The following is a 20,556-nucleotide window of genomic DNA, read 5'->3' on the forward strand; positions in this document are numbered from 1 at the left end:
GAAAAGTTGAGATGGAAATCCGCTCACGGTAGCAGCATAGCAAAAGTTTCCAGCCCTCCATCGGCTGGCGCGTACCATTTTTTTCTTGTAATAATTTTTACTGCTTGCCGGCTAGAGCGGATTAGCTTAGTAGAAGAAGAAGAAACTTAGCGAGCTTTGTAGCTCATCACCAGGCAAATCTTATTAAAACGAGAATTATGAACACTCGCGCTATCGCCAAATTGCTTAAAATTGGCGAAGTAGCAGCCGGCACAGGGTTGCCGGTTAAAACCATTCGCTACTACGATGAAATTGGTTTGCTGGCTCCTACCGTAGAACGCTCTGATTCAGGATACCGACTTTTTAATGAAGCGATCATGAATCGGTTAGCATTTATTAAGCGAGCGCAATCTTTAGGACTTAGTCTCAGTGAAATACAAGAACTTTTGAGCGTCCATGATGGCGGAGCTTTACCTTGCGGAGAAGTCAAACACCGGCTGCAAACAAAATTAGAAGAAATTGCCGAACAAATTGCAGCTTTGGAAATGCTAAAAGCTGAATTACAAGGGCTGCTAAGCGGATGGGAAGAACAGCCGCCGGCTCACCTAATCGCTCAAACAATATGTCCAAACATTCAATCGAACAATGATGAATGATGAAGGATGAAAAAAATTCTGCATTTGGCCTCCTCAATTTTGCACTTTCTTAGGTGGAAGACTGTGATATTTGGCGTTCTTTTTGCAGTTCTCATTGCAAACACCTCTCAATCTCCAAGTGTTAATGCAACACCAAAAAGCCAAATTTCAATGACCCAAGCTGCTGCCCGAATCATCCCTAGTATCGATGCTTGGAAAAGTCCACGACTTGTTCGGATTTTGGAGGATCATAAAGGAACTGTTGAAAGCCTTTCCTTCAGTCCAGACGGGCAAATTCTTGCCAGTGGTGGAGGGAGTTTAGATCCTAGAATTAGAATTTGGGATTTGCAAAAAGGGGAAAAAATTCGCACCCTTAAAGGACATAAAACGAGAGTGCTAGCACTAGCCATTGCCTCAGATGGTGAAACACTCGCCAGTGGCAGTGATGACTCCCTACTCAATATTTGGAATTTTAAAACCGGCAAGTTAAATCATACGTTCTCAGAGCCGGCTAGCAATATATTATCTCTAGCGATTAGCCCGAACGGTCAAACTCTCGTCAGCGGCGGTTTGGATGGCATTAAATTATGGGATTTAACGAAGCAGCGACCCGTGCAAAATTGGGTGCGCTATGAGATTTTTTATTCAGTTGCAATTAGTCCTGATGGGCGTTTGCTAGTGAGTGGTAGCAAAGACGCAACGGTAAAAGTGTGGGATTTGTCCACCGGCAACTTCATCGGAACCCTGAAGGGGCATACACAGCCGGTAAGTGCACTTGTTTTCACGCCAGACAGTCAAACATTAATTACCGGCAGTTACGATACTGCAATTAAAGCGTGGAATATCCAAACAGGAGAACTGATTCACACACTTTTTGACCATACCAACCAGATTGATTCTCTGGCGATGAATCCAGACGGGCAAACATTAGCAAGTGCCGGTCATGATGGTATCCGAATCTGGGACTTAAACACTCAGCAACTAATTGTCAAGTTTCCCGCCCATTCTGACTGGGTGCAATCCTTGGCGTTCAGCCCAGATGGGCAAACGCTTGCTACTGGGGGATTTGACAGCTTGATTAAGATTTGGCAAGCCAATCCCCTGCCTCAAGAAGTTTTAACCGACAACGGAATTTAAACTTTTATCTGAAAAGCTTGGAGTGGTGGCATCTTGCCGGCTAGAAATATTACAATCTACTTAGATTCCTATAACGCTCGCTCAAACTCCTTCTTTGTCACCAATATCTCGCTTTAAGGGGCGCTTATAAGTAAATGAAAAAGTGTCTCCACTATCTATCACCTGCTGTATTTCTTCATACATTGGATAATCACCAACCCCGCTAAGATTTGCCCAACCTCGCGCCCGTGTTAAGGCAATAAATAACTGATTACGCAAGCTAACATCACTCTCATTTCGAGCAACATTATCACAGCCAACTACATAAACCATATTTGCCTCATTGCCTTTTGCGCGGGGAACCCGAGACACGGTAACGCCACCCTCCTTCCAAAAACAATTTGGTTTCTGGTGTGGCCACTGAGGTTTTAGTTCATTTAATTCTAAAGCAGTCGGAATGTAGATATCAATACCTTGTTCTATCAAGAAACTTGCCACTTGATTTTCTAACTCAATAGCATCTTCGCTAGCGCCTAATACGACAACTAAAATGTCTCGGCTGGGCTTAAGTTCGTCTTCGCTCAGGTTATGCCAAATCTTCTCAGAAAGTGCGCTCAATTCTGCTTTACGAGAGCGATAAATATTAAATTCTAATACAGGTTCTCCCCACAGTTCACCTATAGGATTCGGTGAATTTTGAGGAGGCCGGTGAAGCGTGATTTGCTGCCCTGGAATAAACTTGCCGGTGACTTCATAGCCAATTGCTCTCCAATCATCTGCACGGGTAATTCCTGTTAGCATTCCCTCTGAACGAAGCAATCCCATTCCTATCGCATGAGCTGCTGTAAGAATTGGCCCTGGCGTGCGGTAGCACCGGCGCATCACTTCATATTTTTTAATTCCCCCCGGATACTGCGCTCCTTTGGTTAATAACCCGCTAATGTTTTCACCAAACAATTCTTTAGTCGTAGGAATTTTTAAGCTATCTAAACTTTGCGCTTCATCATACGCCCAAATTAATCGACGCTGCTCTGGATGTTCTGGATCGGCGGGGCGCAATGCCTGATACGCCAGCCAGTAAATTGCTTGTTTATCTTGATATTTTAAATCACCATCAGCAACTAAATCTTGCCCTTCATCAATCAAAACTGCATCAAAAAGCGGTTGAATTTCTATCTCTTCAGCTAACCGCTTGCACAAGTCAGCTAATCCACGTCCAGGCTGTTTTTCCCTCGTGTCTCCTGCCGTTCTGCGTCGAATCCCGTGGAATTCACAAATTGTACTATAAAGTCCCGGTTGCTCTTTCGCTCCCCAGGCATGAAGCACTCGCAGCTTTTTATTTATCTTTGGATCATACTGAATATCTCCTCCACTGAAATGACGCAACCATTGAGCGACCGATCCAATCATTAAATCGTAAAGAGTGCGAGTAAAAAATACTAAGGCAATATCCCACTCTGGATGCTTTAAATGCATATGGGCTGCTTTTTGACACAGCAAGACTGTTTTTCCTGAGCCGGCGATTCCCCGCATCCGCTGAATACCTGGAGGAATACCTTTACCGATATGTTCTTGTTGAAAATCTAATTCATAAAGTTTTTCTTGCAACGTTGAAATAATGCTAGCGCGAGTTTTATCGTTGCTAGATTCAAGCGTGCGGGAAGGTTTTCTCAGCACCGGCATCCCGCCGATCACTGCGAGCATTAACTCCCACTGTTGCTCATCTAAATTACTCCCCGCTACAGCAGGATGGGTTTGTTGAATGCGTTCCACTAAGCCGGCTTCATTCAAATGCTCTTGGAAGATAATAGAAGGGCGATTGGGAAGTTTCTCAAAGCCTTTTTCTTGCCATTCTTTTTGGGTGATCAGAGGCAGTGCAACCAGCGCTCGTCCCGGAACTTTGCCACAAATAGCCGATTCACGATCACAGTAGGCAATTAGAGCCTTTAGTTGCCCTTCAGCTTGCTGATAAGGGTTTGATTCTGTGGCAAAAAAGTTCTGGAAACGCCACACATTTTCGTTAATTTCAATAATTTGATCAATGGTGACAGATAGAATTTCAATAACGATTAGATTAAGTTCTTGATCGGCAATGAGAATATCTGGCTCTTTTCTGGTTTCTCCTACTTTGGAAAAAAGAGGATAGCGCCAGTAGCCGATACAACTTCTATCAGCAAACGCACTTCGTACTGCATCCCAAACTTTCTGTTCACCCGCTTCTGTGCTTGCTTCTAGCGGTTCTGTAGTGATGAACTTGCGACCCTGATCTTCGTTACCAACGGCCATCTGGCTTACCAAACCCTACTTGCTCAAAGCTAATGCATGACGGGTTAAAGCCGGCCCTCTTTCAACATTTTGTAAAATATCGCGCTGTAAGTCCCGCAAGACTGCCGGCTGGCAACCCCAAACAAAAAGGGAAGAGAACATCGCGTCCCTTCCCTTGATTATTGTCTTGGGTTTCCCCTTGAAGCTTTTTGCGCAGTAGTTGCTGCTGTTTCTTGAGCTGTCGTGCTCGTGCAGCGCCGCCTTTGCCTTTGGAGTTTCTTCCCTCACGGCGAGGGGACTCCCAGCTTTTCAACCGTTGAGCCATAATGACTACCCTCTTTCAACTCAGTCACTTCTCAGCACTCAGCACTCGGTGCTAAAGAAAGTGGGCGAGGAGAGAATCGAACTCTCATACCTTTCGGTGTCAGATTTTGAGTCTGATGCGTCTACCAATTCCGCCACCCGCCCTTGGGTTCTGAGTTCTTATTATAGCGCATTTCTCGCTGATGCAACAAAGATTCATAATCTTTTGTACTTGCCCACCGATCAATTTCTCGCGCTCGTAATACTGGCACGGGATGCGTCAGTTGAGCCGTTTGCGCTTGCTTGAGCATTTCTCCCAACTGGTTTCTGCTAATGTCATCATAGGCGCGGGCTTGAGCCAGAAAAGCATCCACATTCAATTGCGGTGCCAGAGTCGCGGAACCCCCTGCCAACTTCATGAGGAGAGAAATCACTACCTTCGGATCTTGAGCAGCTAGCAGTGCCGCCCGATCACAAGTAAATTCTGCACATCGCACCCACTCTAGAAGTTGGGCTTGTAAGCTTTGAGCGATCGCTCCGCCCAAGTTTGGCAGTTGATTGGCGGCAAGCACCATCAAGTTTGCCAAGGTCAAATACACGCCATGATCGCACTTGAGATGACCCAATTCATGAGCGATCACCGCTTGAATTTCAGGCGGAGTCAGCAGCTCAATCAAAGAGGTGTGCATGACAATAAACGGTTGTCGGCCCCGCATTGCAAAGGTATAAGCGTTGGGAACCGGATGTTGGCGCACATAAAGTTGCGGCGGTTCTAGATCCAGAATTTTGCAGGCTTCTAACAGCAGTTGATGCAAATGCGGCAACTGCTGTTCGCCCACCAAAACACTAGAGGCAATATTGTCCAGGTAAAAAAACTGCTCACCAATTGGCCCTAGCAGATTTCGCACCAGCAGGTCTAACCCAGGCAGTTGCTTGAGGGAATTTGTCGCTTCCAGATCGAGCGGGTGACGAAATTGGTCTGCTTTCAGACCGATTAGCGGTGTCTTCAAGAAATCCATGCCGGCCACATCCAACAGGTAAACAGTCCCAGACCTTTATTTTAATGCCGATTCCGTTGACTTGCTTGCCGCCGATTCATTGTCCACTTCCACATTCGCTTCCACGTCTTCAGGCTCACCCTGTATCCGCTGTAATTTAGCGCCGAGTTGCTGTAGTTTGACATCTAACCGCTCGTAACCTCGGTCTAAGTGCTGCAACCCTTGGATCGTGGTTTTGCCCTCTGCTGCCAGCCCAGCCAGCACCAAAGCGGCAGAAGCGCGTAAGTCGGTTGCCACCACCGGCGCACCTGAGAGCATCGGTACACCTCGCACAATCGCATGATTGCCTTTGACGCGAATATCTGCACCCATGCGGTTTAATTCCGCCACATGACGCAGCCGATTCTCAAATACCGTCTCGCTAATGACACTGTCTCCCTCACTTATGGTGAGCAAGGCCATAAACTGCGCCTGCATATCAGTGGGGAAACCGGGATATGGCAATGTTTCAATATCCGTTGCTATATTACTTTCCCCTGGAATAATCCGCAGTTGGTAGGGCGCGTCAGCGATTATTTTCGCCCCAATCGCCCGCAGTTTAGCCATGACCGCCGTCAGATCATCCGAAATCACCGGCGACAGGCTGATTTCCGAACGGGTAATCGCCCCCGCGACCAAAAATGTCCCAGCTTCTATTCGATCAGGAATGATGCTGTAATCGGTCGAATGCAATTTTGGCACCCCAGAAATCACAATAGTCTTGGTGCCGGCCCCTTGTATTTTTGCCCCCATTGAGCGGCAGAAATTTGCCAGATCCACAACTTCTGGCTCTTGAGCCGCGTTATCAATCGTGGTTTCACCATCAGCCAGCGTCGCCGCCATCATCAAGGTTTCAGTTGCTCCTACGCTGGGATAGTCCAGGTAGATTTTGGCACCCTTTAAGCGCCGGTTCGGGCCGGTAACATAAGCATGAACAATTCCATGCTCAATTTGCACATCCGCCCCCATCGCCCGCAAACCGCGAACGTGAAGCTCAACCGGCCTGGCACCGATGGCACACCCTCCAGGTAGAGGGATTTGAGCTGCCCCCAACCGGGCGAGTATTGGCCCAATCGCAAAGAAACTCGCTCTTAGCTGGCTCACTAACTCGTAAGGCGCTTGCGATTGCCCGATTTCGGTGGCATTAACGTCTAAGATGTCCCCATTTCGCTCTATCTTCACGCCTAGGGCTGAAAGAATTTGGCCCATGCGAGCGACGTCGGCTAATAACGGAACGTTGCGGATTCGGCAATCCTCTGGACAGAGCAATGCGCCAGCCATCACCACCAAGGCAGCGTTTTTCGCCCCGCTAATTTTGACATGGCCTTGCAGAGTAGATCGGCCCCAAATGTGCAGAATCGAGTTGTCTGCTTTTTCAGGAGATGCGTGATTATCTTTCAAGTTGAGAGAGGAAGTAATATGTTTACCCTCCAGGATCAATTAATACTTTGTAACTTCTGATTTGGTTCCGATTTTACCGGAAAGATGTCAGATGTCCAGATTTATGCTTCCATAAGTTAGCAGTTTCTTCCGCATGATTGCTGAAATTAGGGATATTTAGCAAACCGGCTTGACAGCCACAGTGAATGGCGCTACGGTAGTATACTGCGATACGAGATAAACCAGTAAGCGGAACTGGCGGAATTGGTAGACGCGCATGATTCAGGTTCATGTGGTGCAAGCCTTCCGGGTTCAAGTCCCGGGTTCCGCATTTTTAAGGATGAGAGATAAAAGATCAGTGGAATTATTTGTTTTGACCGATAACCGATTACTTTCGGACTCAGGCAAAGAACTTTCACCCTTTATCCCTCATCTTTTATTTTTTCCATGCTGACGAGTCTTCAGAATTCTCTAGTCAAACAAATTCGGAAGTTGCACGCTGCCAAAGGCCGGCGGGAACAACAGCTATTTCTCATCGAAGGAACGCATTTGCTGGAAGAAGCGTGTGCGGTGAACTTCCCCCTCGTCACGGTTTGCTGCACGCCCCAATGGCAGGAACGTCATCCCAATCTGTGGGAAACGGCAACTGAAAACGCTGATCGCTCAGAAGTAGTGAGTGCTGAAGTGCTTGCAGCGTTGGCAACGACGGTTAACCCGGATGGCGTTGTGGCAACAGCGCAACGGACGGCAATCGCTTCACCCTCCGGTACCACAGATTTGGGTATTGCCTTGGAAACGTTGCAAGATCCGGGCAACCTTGGCACCATTATCCGGACGGCAACGGCTGCCGGTGCAGGCGGTTTATGGCTGAGTGGGGATAGTGTAGATGCGGATCAGCCAAAGGTGCTGCGGGCGTCAGCAGGTGCATGGTTTCGGTTGCCAATAATCGTTAGTCCCGATTTAAAAGCTGAAGTTGGTCGCTGCCGGCAGCAGGGAATGCAAGTAATCGCAACTGCTAGCAATGCCCCAGAAACTTATTGGGAAATTGACTACCGCCGCCCTACGCTGATTTTGCTTGGTAATGAAGGGGCTGGCTTATCTGCTGATTTAGTAGAGTTGGCAGATCGGCAAGTCAAAATTCCTCTCAAAGCCGGTGTGGAGTCGTTGAATGTGGCCATCGCTGCTGCCCTGATATTATACGAAGCTCAACGGCAACGCGGCTTCACTCCTGAGAATTCTGACAATCCGTCGATTTTGGATACTTAGATTGAAAAAACTGCTCAATATCTGCGGCTGCTTGTTCTAGCTCAGTGAGTTCAATTTTTTTTAACGGCTTTTTGTTGGCTTTGGCAGGTGTCTCACGTTCAACAGCCGGTTCTGATTTTTGCTGTTGCACTTCCTCGTCAGTTAAGGTTTTCTGCAATTGGTCAAGCGAATCAAAAAAGGATCGTGTAGCCTCTCGACGCAGATCTCGCTGATTATCACGATCCATAGTGCTTGACTCCCAATTTGACAACTAAAGACTCCAACTGCTCACCTCGGCTAAGTGTTGCAAGATAAAAGGCAAATTTCTAGAATTCATAAATATCGCCAATCTAGCTGTCACTTACAACAAGCATTATGCTGAGTTTATCTATTTTTCTGTGGCGTAGCTAGTGGGAATATTAAGGGGATCAAGCCGGCCTTCGATCAATCTGCCGGTAATTGCCGAGGGGAGAAGCGCAGAGAGTGTCTGGAAGATCAGCATTATTTAATTTTTAACCCCTAACAGAGGATGGCAAGCGTCCTACCTGTGCAGCAGAGGCGGGAAAAAAATCTTGTGCCAGCGAGCGCCTCCAGTTGACAATAAGGAGGGTAGCGCACCCCTAACTTGAGGTGCCCCTAATTTCGCCGCAAGCTTCGTTGAAACAAAACAGTAAAAATGTTTGAATAGGTAGTCTGCTCACTCTAAAACCTAAAATCTAAAATCTAAAATTGCTATGAGTCAGGGATTTGATTACGATTTGCTAATTATCGGGGCCGGTGTGGGCGGACATGGTGCGGCTTTGCACGCGGTCAGCTGCGGCTTAAAAGTGGCGATTGTGGAATCGGCTGAAATGGGCGGCACCTGTATTAACCGGGGCTGCATTCCCTCAAAAGCCTTGCTGGCGGCTGCCGGTCGCGTGCGGGAACTGCGGGATGCTCACCATCTCAAGACGTTGGGGATTCAATTAGGCGAAATGACGTTCGACCGGCAAGCCATTTCAGACCATGCCGGCAGCATCGTCAGCAAAATTCGCGGCGATATGACCAATAGCCTCAAACGTCTGGGCGTCGATGTGATTCAAGGATGGGGCCGGCTAGCTGCATCACAAAAAGTAACCGTCACGACAGACAAAGGTGAAAAAACAGTCACCGCCGACGAGGTTATTTTGGCTCCCGGTTCGGTTCCTTTTGTCCCCCCAGGCATTGAAATTGACGGAAAAACCGTATTTACGAGTGATGGCGGCATCAAGCTAGAATCACTGCCGTCTTGGATCGCCATCATTGGCAGTGGTTATATTGGCCTAGAGTTTGCCGATATTTACACCGCACTGGGCAGTGAAATCACGATGATCGAAGCCCTAGATCAGTTGATGCCTACGTTTGACCCAGATATTGCCAAACAAGCTCAGCGCGTGCTGATCGCGCCCCGCGACATTGAAACCAGAGTGGGGCTTTTGGCGAAAAAAGTAACGCCCGGATCGCCGGTGGTGATTGAACTTGCCGACGCCAAAACCAAAGAAATTGTAGAAGTTTTAGAAGTGGATGCCTGCTTGGTTGCAACAGGACGCATTCCAGCCACCAAAGATATGGGATTGGAAGCTGCCGGCGTTGAAATTGACCGGCGCGGTTTTATTCCGGTTGATGACCGCATGGCGGTATTATCTGGCGGTGAGCCGGTGCCCCACCTGTGGGCAATTGGCGACGCCACCGGCAAGATGATGCTCGCTCATGCAGCCTCCGCACAGGGCATCACAGCAGTGGAAAATATTTGTGGGCGTCCTCGTACCGTTGATTATCGCTGCATCCCCGCCGCCGCCTTCACTCACCCAGAAATTAGCTTTGTTGGCATGACAGAGCCGGCAGCCAAGGAAATGGGCCAAGCCGAAGGATTTGAAGTGGGAGCAGTGCGGACATACTTCAAGGGCAATTCTAAAGCTATTGCCGAAGGGGAAACCGACGGTTTAGCCAAAGTGATTTACCGGCAAGACACCGGCGAATTGTTAGGTGTTCATATTCTGGGTATCCACGCCGCCGATTTAATCCAAGAAGCCGCCAATGCCATCGCCCACCGGCAATCTGTGCGCGATTTAGCCTTCTTGGTTCACACTCATCCCACCCTCTCGGAAGTGCTGGATGAAGCCTATAAGCGAGCACTGACGCCTCACTGAGTCCTAAGTCCTGAGTGGGGGAGGAGGAGAGTGGGAGAGTGGGAAATGGCATTGGCAGTGCTGAGTGGGAGAGGGGGAGTTTAAGAAAAGACGCGATTAGCCCAATCCCCCATGCCCCATCCCTCGCCTGTGGTGAATTACCACAGACTCGCCCCATGCCCAATTCCCCATGCCCCATGCCCCATGCCCCATCCCCAATTCCCTTAATATGCACATTCGACGCCGTCCTCCAAATCCATCTGTTGCCGTTACTTCCCTGCGCTATCAAGTTAAAATGGCTGACTCGGAACCGCGCCATATTCTAGAAGAAATTGTCTGGCAAAAGGAAACTGAAGTCGCCCAACTGCGAGAACGCTTGCCTTTAGCTGAGCTACAGTATCAGGTAAAAAGCGCACCGGCACCCCGCGATTTTTTGGCGGCGTTGCGGGAAGGCAAAACGCAACCGGCACTGATTGCGGAAGTCAAGAAGGCGTCTCCCAGTAAGGGCGTAATCCGGGAGGATTTCGAGCCGGTGGAGATTGCTCTCGCCTACCAGCAAGGCGGTGCGAGCTGCATCTCGGTTTTGACGGATGAGAAATTTTTTCAAGGCAGCTTTGAGAATTTGCGGCGGGTTCGCTCCTCAGTTGAGCTGTCGGTGCTATGCAAGGATTTTCTAATTTATCCCTACCAAATCTACCTGGCTCGCCTCAACGGAGCTGATGCGGTGCTGTTGATTGCGGCGATTCTTTCTGACAAGGATTTACAATATTTCGTGAAAATTGTTAAGGTTTTGGGAATGACAGCCCTGATAGAAGTTCACACCTTGGAGGAACTTGATCGGGTGCTGGGCATTGAGGGTGTAACGTTGGTGGGGATTAATAATCGCAATTTGGAAGACTTTTCTGTGGATCTGCAAACCACTGTTGGACTGATGGCAGAACGAGGCGAGCAGTTGCGTGAACGTGGTATTTTAGTCGTGAGCGAGTCGGGGCTGCACGCCAGAGAGGATTTGAGTCGGGTTGCAGATGCCGGCGCTACTGCGGTTCTCATTGGTGAGTCTTTGGTGAAACAGCCAGACCCAGCCGATGCCATCGCGAAGCTTTTCTTAAACACTTAGGACTTGCCAGCAAACCAAAAATTGTGGAGACAGATCGGAGCAAGTCAGGTCTTTACTGCCGGCAAATCCGATTTGTGAAAGGATAAATGTGAGCGGTTAGCATTCAAAAACATATTAATTAAGGAAAAATAAATTATTTTCCTGTGTGCCTTTCCTCGGCTGAAGCAGGCGTGCTAATCGCTTTGCCGTGGCAGGGGGGGCGGGTATAGAGTATGATGCAATACTAGACTCTGCAGTTTGGAAACTTAGGTTTCTTTGAATGGCGGCGAAACGCCCAGATCCAGTTATATGCTTGGTTCTGCAACGCCTCATTTTATGACGATCAGGTCTCGGTTCACTTGAGGTAGATCAGCTTTCATGGAGCCTATTCCTCTTCCTTCTCATATCCACTACGAATTGCTATTGCAACTGTTAGAGCGTCAAACAATGTTTGCTGTTGGGCAAAAGCCTTCTCAACGCGAACAGGTACATCAGCTAATTTCGACGCTCCGCAAAGCGCTTGCCCAACAGAAGCAACTAGAAGATAGCTGTGAACGAGCGAATGTACCCATAGAGTACCGTTGGTCACTCAATGACAACAACGGAGAACAGGCTTCTACTCAGAATTTTCGGAAAGCACAGCAGCAACCACCGGCCTGATACGATATTTGGATCGAGCAATGGGCGGATTTGAAATGATGAATGCTGCTGCCGCTCGTTTTTCTAAATGAATCGGTTGCCGGCATTTACCACAATGGGACGAGAAAGTAAAAAGTAAAAAATCAGTGATTTTTTCTGTTACTTTTGCATATCGCTTTGTGCTATAAAAACACCCCTAGCCACTAAAAAAGATTTTTGAGACAGTAGGACGGACTCATGGACGATAAGCTGATGCTGATGATTCCTGGCCCAACGCCGGTGCCAGAGCAGGCATTACTCGCGCTCTCTCGGCACCCAATTGGCCACCGCAGTGGTGATTTTAGTAAAATCATGGCCGAGGTTACTCAAAACCTCAAATGGCTGCACCAAACGGAAAACGATGTTTTGATTTTGACAGCCAGCGGCACCGGCGCGATGGAAGCAGGAATTATCAACTTTCTGAGTCCGGGCGATCGGGTTTTGGTTGGCTGTAATGGTAAATTTGGCGATCGGTGGGCTGAAGTTTGTGAAGCTTATGGACTCGCCGTAGAGAAAGTTTCCGCAGAGTGGGGCAAAGCACTCGAACCTGAACAGTTCCGAGAAAAACTGGCAGCAGACACCGGCAAACAAATCAAAGCCGTGATCCTTACCCACAGCGAAACGTCCACCGGCGTGCTTAATGACTTAGAAGCGATCAACCGGCACGTCAAAGATCATGGCGAAGCCTTGATGATGGTAGACACCGTTACCAGCTTAGGGGCGGTTAATGTGCCGATGGATGCCTGGGGATTGGATGTTGTGGCATCTGGGTCACAAAAAGGCTATATGATTCCTCCTGGGCTGGGTTTTGTCGGTGTTAGCCCGAAAGCTTGGGAGGCTTACAAAACGGCAAAACTTCCCCGCTACTACTTGGATCTGGGTAAGTATCGTAAAGATGCTGCGAAAAATACTACGCCTTTTACACCGCCAGTCAACTTGTTTTTTGCCCTGCAAGCCTCGCTGAACATGATGCGGAATGAGGGGTTAGAAAATATTTTTGCACGGCACCAGCGCTTAATGAAGGCCACTCGCGCTGCAATTAAAGCAATGGATCTCCCGCTGTTGACCTCGGATGAGGCAGCCAGTCCAGCGATCACAGCCGTAGGGCCGGCACAAATAGACGCAGAAAAAGTGCGTTCAATTGTGAAAAAGCGGTTCGATATTGTCCTCGCCGGCGGACAAGATCATCTTACGGGCAAGATATTCCGAATTGGTCACTTAGGTTTTGTCAGTGATCGTGATATCTTGGCGGCGATTGCTTCTCTAGAAGTTGCCTTCAAAGAATTGGGTCATAAAAGCTTCACTCCGGGTGCCGGTGTTGCCGCTGCTGCTGAAATTTTTGCTCAGTCTTAGGCAAGAATTTTAAATCTAATTATTTAGGCTTCAAAATCAAAAGAGCGGGCTGTTTAACAAACCCGCTCTTTTTATTATGTTGTTTTGATTGTTGCCGAAGTCAATTTTCAAAAACATTTTCTCCTGCGTCCGGATCAAGCCGGTGGACAAGCTAGATAACATAAATCAAATCTTATGCTGTTTCCAGCCAGTCGTAGATTCGTTCTAACTGTTCAATCGTTACCAAGCCATACTGCCAAAGAATCATGGGCAATGGGCCTGGATCTTGCTCCCGATGCCGCAGAGCGATTTTAAGACAGGATGCAGAAATTGCTAAATCGTCTTGTAAAAATCGGATGAATTTATTGTGTGTTGCGGGTGCCATGTCTACCTTCCACTTCCTCAATTAAACCTAATTTTGTATCATCAATCCTGCTTTTAAAGAGTGCAGTTAGCCAGTATGGAATCTGTACACCGGGGTTGCCGACGATTCGTACCCATGAAGGGACGATAAGCCGGTTTATTGTGTGCCAGACGCTGCTAAAACTTTGTCACGCCCAGGACTGAAAGCTCTAAGGCTACTTGTCCTCTTCGCGTGCGTTTTGCACGGATCTCCGAATTCGTTGGGAGCTTTGATACCGCTGCAGACAACTTATTCGCTAATCCCTAGTGCATCAGGTTCTGCGAGCAACAACATCTGTAAATTTACAGATTTTTAGACCAGAACCCGATTGGCGCTTCAGCCGTTCTACTGAAACTTTTTATGAGCTAGAGCCGGCTTACATTTGCCAAACCCTTGCTACATCAATATTCCTTCCCTTTCGGGATGGTTTTGTGGGGGTCCACTCCTGTCTCACTCCTACACCAAAAGAAATACGCTTTGAGTGTACTTTCCCCCCAATCTCCGCCCTTGACTACAACCGCTAAATTCAGGATGAGGCGACTACCTCAGACTTAACTATCGATTGAGTTTGAGCGATTCACGGTATCTTGTACAAATTTACTCTAACTGTATTCATTTCTTGCCGCAGTCGAGTAAAGATTGTACAGAGATTTTGTGAAGTTTCCAAGAAGCATTTTATAAATTTTTTGCTCCTCAGATAGACAGATTAACAAATCCCGGTCGTTCTGTCCACAATCACAGATTATGCAACTTTAATGGTTTGGATAAGGTTTGGCAGGGGATTGAGGAGCTTGCTCGGTGCCGGCTTCTAAAAACTCGATAGCAATTTGATCGCCGGCTTTCAAGCCTAGTTCAGCAGCTCTGCCGCCTCGCAGCTCAATCACTTGGTCAACCAGTGTACCATCTGGGCCGTAAGTCGGACAAGGTAGCGTGGTGCAAGGCGGCACATTTGCCTCAATCGCTTGCACTTCCCCATCGCGCAAAAAGATCATATCCAAATTAATCGCAACATTCTTCATCCAAAAGCTGACACTTTGGGGCGGGTTAAAGGGAAACAACATCCCACGATCATCGGCTAAGGAAGTTCGGTACATTAACCCGGTGGCTTGTTGTTGCGGTGTTTTGGCCACTTCCAGGGCAATGCGTTTACCGGCAATGGTTGCTTTTGCGGAAATCGGTAACGCTTGCCCTTGGGAAGTGCTCACCGACACTGGAGAAACCACAGCCGGCAAGGTTGGATCATTGGATGATCCAGCCTGAGAGCTTTCTGGTGCCGGTTGTGAGCATCCCATCAGCAAAACACTAAGCGCTATTCCTAATAAACTATTGTGATCAATCACCTCGCACTGGCTCCTTTTTAGAATCGATTTTAGAGAGTGGGTTTAACGATAATTTTTCACCCCTAAAATCTCAAATTCCCTATGCTTCTCGTAAAACGTAGCCAACACCTCGCACCGTCTGAATCAGGCGCTTCTGACCTTCATCTTCTATTTTGAGACGCAAATATCGAATATACACCTCAATCACATTCGATTCACCCATAAAGTCATAACCCCAAACATTTTCTAAAATTTGGTCGCGGGTTAGCACTTCTCTGGGGTGTTCCATCAAATACTTCAGCAGTTCATATTCCTTCATGGTTAGCTCGATCACCCGTCCATTCCGCAAGGCGCGGCGGGTAGACAGATCCAGCACCAGATCACCAAAGCGTAACTGTTCCGTCCCTGGCGCATCGGGCTGCAGATACAGACGCACCAGTTGCAAGAAATCTTCGCTGCGATAGGGTTTGAGAAAATAATCATCCGCCCCCGCTTCTAAACAAGCTACGCGATCATCAACGCTATCACGAGCCATTAATAGCAGCACCGGCGCTCGGTTGCCAACTCTTCTCAGTTGCGTGCATAACTGCAAACCCGACTCTCCCGCCAGCATCCGATCCACAACAATTAAAGACGGCTGGAGTTGATCGGCTTGAGAAAGGCCGGTGGTTGCATCATAAGCGACAACCGGCTCATAACCAGATTCTTTTAAATCCAGACTGACATTGTGCGCCAGCGCGGCATCCGTTTCTATCAGCAGGACACAGGGATTTCGATCAAGCATAATAGCCCTTGTTAGTAATTCTGAGTGGTTAGGCATCAGCGGCAAATGGGCAATCTCATCGGGGTTCAGGAACTTAGCTACCTCCAAACCCATAACCCAATAACGACTGACCACTGACTGCTAACAGAAGACAACTTTACCCATCAGGGTAGTTCCACTGAGGTGGGTTTGGCAATGTGAGGTAAACCCCAGCCCAATTTTTCTCGCAGGATGTGGAAAAATTCCGGGGGTTGCAGGCGGATAAATCGAGCGCCGTAGTTGGATTTCTCAACCCGCACCTGATCGTCTGGCAAAACATAGCAGCCGGCATTCCCATCTACTACCATCACCAGCCGGTTAGGGTTGGCTGGATAAATCGTCACCGGCTCTGTATTGGCAAATACTAGCGCACGAGAAGCCAGAGAGTGAGGGCAGATCGGCAATAGCTGCAACACCGGCACTCCAGGCGTCACAACTGGGCCACCTGCTGACAAGGCATAAGCGGTTGAGCCGGTTGGCGTTGAGATAATAATCCCATCAGCAGCGATATCAACCGGCGCGTGCCGGCCCACTTCTATTTCAAAGTGACACATACAGGTGAGCGCTTCTCGGTGCAGCACCATTTCATTCAGGCATAGCGCTTCCCACAGCCGCACCTCTTCTCGAAGTAACTGCACTGAGAGCATGGTGCGCTCTTCAATTTCATAATCCCCAGCCAGCAGCTTTTCGAGCGCTTGGGGCAGTTGATTTAAATAAGTCTCGGTTAAAAACCCCATGTGGCCGGTGTTCACCGCTAGCAGGGGGATACCCCAAGGCGCGACTTGACGAAATGCCGAAAGCACCGTCCCATCTCCCCCCATCACCACGGCAAACTTCATGTCATCGTCGAAACCGGGGGGTGCCAGTTGCTCTATCGGGGTGTGGCAAATCGGCTTACCGGGGGTAGAATAGCCGAGAATTCCTCCGATGCCGGTGGTCATGCAAACATCCCACCCACAGCTATTTAGCTTGTCTTTCAGATCCTGTGCGGCGCGACAAGCTATGGGTTTAAGATCGTTGTAAATAATGCCAGCTTTGGGCACACTCAGAGTCCGGGTTAGGGTTCAGAATTATAAGGAGGAATTTTAACACCTCACATCTTAAAAAAAGCTGTGAGAGGTTGGGCAATGGCTTTGCGATCGCTGCAAGAAACAGCGACTCACCATTCCTGCCTATTTTTACCGCGCCGGCTCAGCGCCTTTACTTTGCTAGGTTTAATCGTTGCATATTTTGCACCGGCTGGCTATTGGGTTGCGGACGCTTCCATCCCACCCATCAACTAGATCCGGCTTGGAAAACCTCACACGGTCGGATTTTCAGCCAGCGCAGTTCTTTCAGCCATTTTGATTAAAACGGGACTTTTCGTTTATTTTGCTTATTTTGCTTTTTAAGTTTTCCTTTCTCGTAATCTAATTCCTTCAACTTCTTCATAATTCGGCTGTAGTAGTCTTGCAGATAGGCTTCTAAGGTGGTTGTCTCTTGGGAATCTAGCCCAAACACCTGATAAACCTCGTCCATTTCTGCGGTTAAAGGTTTGCCATTGGCGACGACTTCTGCAAAAGCCAGCCGATCGGCCACATTCCATCCCCACTGAAAGAACCGAGTCACGTTGCGAACTCCTCGCAGTATAGCTAAGGGCAGCCGCGTCACCTTTGCTTGCTGCCCACAGAGGCGTTCGCACAGGCGGATAATTTCATCGGCACTCCATGCCCGTGTCCCTACGATGGGAAAAGCTTTGTTTTCTGCTTCCGGAACCGAGACGGCGCGGACGGCAAATTTGGCCACGTCTTGGGTGTCCATAAATGCCACAGGAGAGGTTTCCCCTGTTATCCAAACCGCTTGATTTTCTAAAATCGGAATGGCGTACTGACCGATTAACCCTTGCATGAAGCCACAGGGTTTGAGGATCGTATAGTTCAAGCCCGATTCCGCTAAGAATAGCTCCGTACACCGCTTGATTTCCATCAGCGGGACTTGCGGATATTTCTGGGCGTCTAGAATTGAAAAGAATATATAACGTTCGACACCGGCAGCCTTCGCGGCTTGAATCAGCGCCACTTTGCCATCCCAGTCTACTTCTTTCACGCTTAGGGAATCTGTCGGTCGAGCGGTTGCGACATCGATCACTGCCGTCACCCCTTCTAGGGCAGGTGGCAAGCTTTCGGGTTCGCACAAATCTCCCCTTACCAGTTCAGCGCCCCATTCTTTTAGAAAAGCAGCTTTTTTCAGGTTACGGACTAAGCAGCGTATTTGATAGCCCTCATCCAAGGCACGGCGGGCGACTTGTCTCCCTAAAGTGCCGGTGGCACCGACAACCAATAAAATCATGAAGAATTGATTACGATTCTTAAAACTTTCTCTAAGATAGTATCAGAATTTTCTCATTTTGACACAAAACTTAACAAATAGAGCAAAAAATCGGTAGGGCATCGGCACTTTTACGAGAGAAAATGGAGACAGGGAAAAAATGCTTACCGTTTTATGGCGTATTGATAGATTGAACAATTGCCACCCTTCACGGGGACATTAAACGGATTGAAATAATTTATATTTTGATCACCGGCCAAGATTCGTAAAATTTATAAAGCCACAAGCAAGATAAAGCCGGCACCTAACAGTCAACAACTGTAGGGTTTTGAACATTGAACTCGCAAATGGGGGGGGAGGGGATATATGGGAAGAAAGTGCAAAAAGATCAGGGTTTGAGCCACTGATATCAGCGCTGCCGATGACTTAAGGTAAAAATTTACCCAGCTCAGTCGGCACACATTTTGAATGACTCGTTAAATACCGCAAAAGATTACCCTGTCAAGTTTCATAACCGGGTATGTATATTTGTGTATATATCTTTTGTGTGAGTAATTTTTTATAGATAGGGAATCTAAGAAAGACAAATGGATCAACTAGACATAGACCCAGCATTGGAAAACCTACTACAGTATCTAAAACATAGTCGGGGCATAGATTTCACTGGCTACAAACGGTCAAGCTTGATGCGCCGAGTCAACAAACGGATAGAGACAGTCGGAATAGAGAGTTATATCGAGTATCAAGACTATCTGGAACTGCATCCAGAAGAATTTGTTCATTTATTTAATGGCCTATTAATTAACGTTACGGGCTTTTTCCGAGATCGCTCAGCCTGGGATTATATCGTGAGCAACGTCGTTCCCAAGATGATTGCCGAGAAAGACGGGGGTGAAAACTTCCGGCTGTGGAGTGCCGGCTGCGCCTCTGGGGAAGAAGCCTATACCTTAGCGATCATCATGGCAGAAGCGGTTGGCTTTGAGCAATTTCGCGAGAGAGTTAAAATTTTTGCCACCGATATTGACGAAGAAGCACTCAACCAAGCTCGACTGGGTACTTATTGCCACAAAGAAGTTACAGGACTTCCTAAAGAATATCTAAAGAAATACTTCGAGCTAATCGATAACCGCTATGCATTTCGGAAGGATCTGCGGCGATCAATTATTTTTGGCCGCAATAACTTAGTGCAAGATGCACCCATTTCTCGGATTGATTTGCTAACGTGCCGCAACACCATAATGTATTTCAACGCCGAAACTCAAGCAAAAATCCTGACACGCTTTCACTTCGCTTTGAATGACGGCGGCATTTTATTTTTAGGGAAGGCAGAAACCTTGCTTACCCACAACCACAGCTTTGCGCCCGTGGATTTAAAACGGCGTATCTTTACGCAAGTGCAAAAAGGAAATTTGCGGGATCGCCTGTTGCTTTTGCCCCAAGCAGAAACTCCAGATACGTTAGACTTTCGTTCAAATCTAGTGCGTATGCGTGAAACTGCTTTTGATGCCGGCACCTCAGCCCAAGTTGTGGTGGATACCAGCGGTTCAGTCGTGTTAGCGAACGAACGAGCACGCAACCTTTTTGATCTCAAAGCTAAAGATATAGGCCGGCCTTTACAAGATTTAGAAGTTTCCTACCGTCCCGTCGAGTTACGCTCTCGGATCGCGCAAGTTTATTCAGAATGCCGCGCGATTGTCTTAAAAGATATTGAGTGGTTGCAGCCTAACAGCGTGATGCACTATTTAGACGTCGAGATAACGCCACTGTCAAGTGCTACTGGGGTTTTGCTGGGTACAAGTATTAGCTTCAGCGATGTCAGCCGGACTAAACAGCTGCAAGAGGAATTGCAACAAGCCAACCAAGAGTTGGAAATGGCTTATGAAGAAGTACAGTCTACTAACGAAGAATTAGAAACCACCAACGAGGAATTGCAATCCACCGTCGAAGAGTTAGAAACCACCAACGAGGAATTGCAATCCACCAACGAAGAGTTGGAAACGATAAATGAGGAATTGCAATCCACCAATGAAGAACTGCAAACAATTAACGACGAACTGCGTTATCGCACCGATGAACTCAACCAAGCGAATGGGTTTTTAGAATGTATCCTCACCAGTCTGCGGAGTGGGGTTGTGGTCGTGAACCGAGATTTGCTGATTCAAATTTGGAATAACAAAGCTGAAGATTTATGGGGTATGCGGTCGGATGAAGTGCACAACGAGCATTTTCTCAATTTGGACATCGGTCTGCCGGTGGGCCAACTGAGGCAGTCCATTCGTGATTGCTTGAATGCAGAGTCACAAATGTCTGAAATAATACTGGATGCTACAAACAGACGTGGCAGGATGATGCAGTGTAAAATTGTTTGCACGCCCCTCCTGAATTGGCAAAAAAAAGTTGACGGGGCGATTTTGCTAATGGATGAGGTTGTTCGGCAGGAGCCGGTTCAACAATAGGGGCAGAAATTCTTCCCAGTTCTGAGAGACAACAGCAGGGGAAGAAGCCGGCGGAA

At 47.9% G+C, this 20,556-nt stretch carries 19 protein-coding genes and 2 tRNA genes; 10 read left to right on the forward strand and 11 right to left on the reverse strand.

Features of this window, described 5'->3' with window-relative positions; translation table 11 throughout:
- Positions 1-197 precede the first annotated feature (197 nt).
- Together H6F56_RS14800 and H6F56_RS14805 are read left to right on the forward strand one after the other, a co-directional pair.
- On the forward strand, positions 198-635 hold the full coding sequence (locus H6F56_RS14800; protein ID WP_190669452.1) for a heavy metal-responsive transcriptional regulator: 438 nt from the start codon (positions 198-200) through the stop codon (positions 633-635).
- A gap of 150 nt (positions 636-785) precedes the next feature.
- Entirely contained in the window at positions 786-1,751 is a 966-nt protein-coding gene (locus H6F56_RS14805; RefSeq protein WP_190669455.1) for a WD40 repeat domain-containing protein, read from the forward strand.
- A gap of 81 nt (positions 1,752-1,832) precedes the next feature.
- Here the strand turns inward: H6F56_RS14805 and H6F56_RS14810 are convergent, their stop codons facing one another.
- The 5 genes from H6F56_RS14810 to murA form a co-directional block, all read right to left on the reverse strand.
- Entirely contained in the window at positions 1,833-4,016 is a 2,184-nt protein-coding gene (locus H6F56_RS14810) for a DEAD/DEAH box helicase (protein WP_190669456.1), read from the reverse strand.
- A 15-nt stretch (positions 4,017-4,031) separates the two neighbouring features.
- Positions 4,032-4,157 (reverse strand): hypothetical protein, encoded by a 126-nt coding sequence (locus tag H6F56_RS26885; RefSeq protein WP_255513721.1) that lies wholly within the window; start codon positions 4,155-4,157, stop codon positions 4,032-4,034.
- Positions 4,158-4,381: 224 nt separating this feature from the next.
- A tRNA-Leu gene (locus H6F56_RS14815) sits at positions 4,382-4,463 on the reverse strand.
- Positions 4,442-5,317 (reverse strand): M48 family metallopeptidase, encoded by an 876-nt coding sequence (locus H6F56_RS14820; protein ID WP_190669458.1) that lies wholly within the window; start codon positions 5,315-5,317, stop codon positions 4,442-4,444. Before H6F56_RS14820 ends, H6F56_RS14815 begins: the two co-directional genes overlap by 22 nt.
- 36 nt (positions 5,318-5,353) lie before the next feature.
- Positions 5,354-6,736: a UDP-N-acetylglucosamine 1-carboxyvinyltransferase gene (gene murA / locus H6F56_RS14825; protein ID WP_242032013.1), complete on the reverse strand. Its 1,383-nt coding sequence runs from the start codon at positions 6,734-6,736 to the stop codon at positions 5,354-5,356.
- A 228-nt stretch (positions 6,737-6,964) separates the two neighbouring features.
- On the opposite strand from murA, the gene H6F56_RS14830 reads away from it, so the two are divergent.
- Together H6F56_RS14830 and H6F56_RS14835 are read left to right on the forward strand one after the other, a co-directional pair.
- Positions 6,965-7,046: transfer RNA gene (locus tag H6F56_RS14830), tRNA-Leu, on the forward strand.
- A 116-nt stretch (positions 7,047-7,162) separates the two neighbouring features.
- Positions 7,163-7,981, forward strand: a complete 819-nt coding sequence (locus H6F56_RS14835) for a TrmH family RNA methyltransferase (protein WP_190669460.1) — start codon at positions 7,163-7,165, stop codon at positions 7,979-7,981.
- Here the strand turns inward: H6F56_RS14835 and H6F56_RS14840 are convergent.
- Entirely contained in the window at positions 7,938-8,207 is a 270-nt protein-coding gene (locus H6F56_RS14840; protein WP_190669462.1) for a hypothetical protein, read from the reverse strand. The genes H6F56_RS14835 and H6F56_RS14840 overlap by 44 nt on opposite strands.
- Positions 8,208-8,694: 487 nt before the next feature.
- Between H6F56_RS14840 and lpdA the strand changes: the two genes are divergently transcribed.
- The 4 genes from lpdA to H6F56_RS14860 all read left to right on the forward strand — a co-directional run bounded on the left by lpdA (position 8,695) and on the right by H6F56_RS14860 (position 13,234).
- Positions 8,695-10,128 (forward strand): dihydrolipoyl dehydrogenase, encoded by a 1,434-nt coding sequence (gene lpdA / locus H6F56_RS14845; RefSeq protein WP_190669464.1) that lies wholly within the window; start codon positions 8,695-8,697, stop codon positions 10,126-10,128.
- A gap of 208 nt (positions 10,129-10,336) precedes the next feature.
- Positions 10,337-11,224, forward strand: a complete 888-nt coding sequence (gene trpC / locus H6F56_RS14850; RefSeq protein ID WP_190669467.1) for an indole-3-glycerol phosphate synthase TrpC — start codon at positions 10,337-10,339, stop codon at positions 11,222-11,224.
- Positions 11,225-11,581: 357 nt separating this feature from the next.
- Positions 11,582-11,863 carry a DUF5340 domain-containing protein gene (locus tag H6F56_RS14855; RefSeq protein ID WP_190669469.1) on the forward strand — a complete coding sequence of 94 codons (282 nt, stop codon included), beginning with the start codon at positions 11,582-11,584 and terminating at the stop codon, positions 11,861-11,863.
- 216 nt (positions 11,864-12,079) lie between these two features.
- Positions 12,080-13,234: a pyridoxal-phosphate-dependent aminotransferase family protein gene (locus tag H6F56_RS14860; RefSeq protein WP_190669471.1), complete on the forward strand. Its 1,155-nt coding sequence runs from the start codon at positions 12,080-12,082 to the stop codon at positions 13,232-13,234.
- 172 nt (positions 13,235-13,406) lie between these two features.
- Here the strand turns inward: H6F56_RS14860 and H6F56_RS14865 are convergent, their stop codons facing one another.
- The 4 genes from H6F56_RS14865 to H6F56_RS14880 form a co-directional block, all read right to left on the reverse strand.
- Entirely contained in the window at positions 13,407-13,598 is a 192-nt protein-coding gene (locus H6F56_RS14865) for a DUF2949 domain-containing protein (protein WP_190669473.1), read from the reverse strand.
- A 770-nt stretch (positions 13,599-14,368) separates the two neighbouring features.
- Entirely contained in the window at positions 14,369-14,908 is a 540-nt protein-coding gene (locus H6F56_RS14870) for a DUF192 domain-containing protein (protein ID WP_190669908.1), read from the reverse strand.
- Positions 14,909-15,035: 127 nt separating this feature from the next.
- Positions 15,036-15,755 carry a response regulator transcription factor NblR gene (gene nblR / locus H6F56_RS14875; RefSeq protein WP_242032031.1) on the reverse strand — a complete coding sequence of 240 codons (720 nt, stop codon included), beginning with the start codon at positions 15,753-15,755 and terminating at the stop codon, positions 15,036-15,038.
- A gap of 107 nt (positions 15,756-15,862) precedes the next feature.
- A complete protein-coding gene (locus H6F56_RS14880) occupies positions 15,863-16,780 on the reverse strand; it encodes an NAD(+) kinase (RefSeq protein ID WP_190669477.1) in 918 nt (305 codons plus the stop codon).
- 84 nt (positions 16,781-16,864) lie between these two features.
- On the opposite strand from H6F56_RS14880, the gene H6F56_RS14885 reads away from it, so the two are divergent.
- Positions 16,865-17,020 carry a hypothetical protein gene (locus tag H6F56_RS14885; protein ID WP_190669478.1) on the forward strand — a complete coding sequence of 52 codons (156 nt, stop codon included), beginning with the start codon at positions 16,865-16,867 and terminating at the stop codon, positions 17,018-17,020.
- 64 nt (positions 17,021-17,084) lie between these two features.
- Here the strand turns inward: H6F56_RS14885 and H6F56_RS14890 are convergent, their stop codons facing one another.
- Complete coding sequence (locus H6F56_RS14890; RefSeq protein ID WP_190669480.1) at positions 17,085-18,065, reverse strand: SDR family oxidoreductase; 981 nt, start codon at positions 18,063-18,065, stop codon at positions 17,085-17,087.
- A 566-nt stretch (positions 18,066-18,631) separates the two neighbouring features.
- Here H6F56_RS14890 and H6F56_RS14895 point away from each other — a divergent pair.
- A complete protein-coding gene (locus H6F56_RS14895; protein ID WP_190669482.1) occupies positions 18,632-20,500 on the forward strand; it encodes a CheR family methyltransferase in 1,869 nt (622 codons plus the stop codon).
- Positions 20,501-20,556 lie beyond the last annotated feature (56 nt).

Origin of the sequence: Microcoleus sp. FACHB-672, assembly GCF_014695725.1 — a bacterium.
In the GTDB taxonomy this organism is placed as follows: Bacteria; Cyanobacteriota; Cyanobacteriia; order Cyanobacteriales; family Oscillatoriaceae; genus FACHB-68.

Bases quoted from the DNA above. Each gene is read 5' to 3' on its own strand.
- H6F56_RS14800 (WP_190669452.1), top strand. From the start codon at position 198: ATGAACACTCGCGCTATCGCCAAATTGCTTAAAATTGGCGAAGTAGCA.
- H6F56_RS14805 (WP_190669455.1), top strand. From the start codon at position 786: ATGACCCAAGCTGCTGCCCGAATCATCCCTAGTATCGATGCTTGGAAA.
- H6F56_RS14810 (WP_190669456.1), bottom strand. From the start codon at position 4,016: ATGGCCGTTGGTAACGAAGATCAGGGTCGCAAGTTCATCACTACAGAA.
- H6F56_RS26885 (WP_255513721.1), bottom strand. From the start codon at position 4,157: ATGTTCTCTTCCCTTTTTGTTTGGGGTTGCCAGCCGGCAGTCTTGCGG.
- H6F56_RS14820 (WP_190669458.1), bottom strand. From the start codon at position 5,317: ATGGATTTCTTGAAGACACCGCTAATCGGTCTGAAAGCAGACCAATTT.
- H6F56_RS14835 (WP_190669460.1), top strand. From the start codon at position 7,163: ATGCTGACGAGTCTTCAGAATTCTCTAGTCAAACAAATTCGGAAGTTG.
- H6F56_RS14840 (WP_190669462.1), bottom strand. From the start codon at position 8,207: ATGGATCGTGATAATCAGCGAGATCTGCGTCGAGAGGCTACACGATCC.
- lpdA (WP_190669464.1), top strand. From the start codon at position 8,695: ATGAGTCAGGGATTTGATTACGATTTGCTAATTATCGGGGCCGGTGTG.
- trpC (WP_190669467.1), top strand. From the start codon at position 10,337: ATGCACATTCGACGCCGTCCTCCAAATCCATCTGTTGCCGTTACTTCC.
- H6F56_RS14855 (WP_190669469.1), top strand. From the start codon at position 11,582: ATGGAGCCTATTCCTCTTCCTTCTCATATCCACTACGAATTGCTATTG.
- H6F56_RS14860 (WP_190669471.1), top strand. From the start codon at position 12,080: ATGGACGATAAGCTGATGCTGATGATTCCTGGCCCAACGCCGGTGCCA.
- H6F56_RS14865 (WP_190669473.1), bottom strand. From the start codon at position 13,598: ATGGCACCCGCAACACACAATAAATTCATCCGATTTTTACAAGACGAT.
- H6F56_RS14870 (WP_190669908.1), bottom strand. From the start codon at position 14,908: ATGGGATGCTCACAACCGGCACCAGAAAGCTCTCAGGCTGGATCATCC.
- nblR (WP_242032031.1), bottom strand. From the start codon at position 15,755: ATGCCTAACCACTCAGAATTACTAACAAGGGCTATTATGCTTGATCGA.
- H6F56_RS14885 (WP_190669478.1), top strand. From the start codon at position 16,865: ATGGCTTTGCGATCGCTGCAAGAAACAGCGACTCACCATTCCTGCCTA.
- H6F56_RS14890 (WP_190669480.1), bottom strand. From the start codon at position 18,065: ATGATTTTATTGGTTGTCGGTGCCACCGGCACTTTAGGGAGACAAGTC.
- H6F56_RS14895 (WP_190669482.1), top strand. From the start codon at position 18,632: ATGGATCAACTAGACATAGACCCAGCATTGGAAAACCTACTACAGTAT.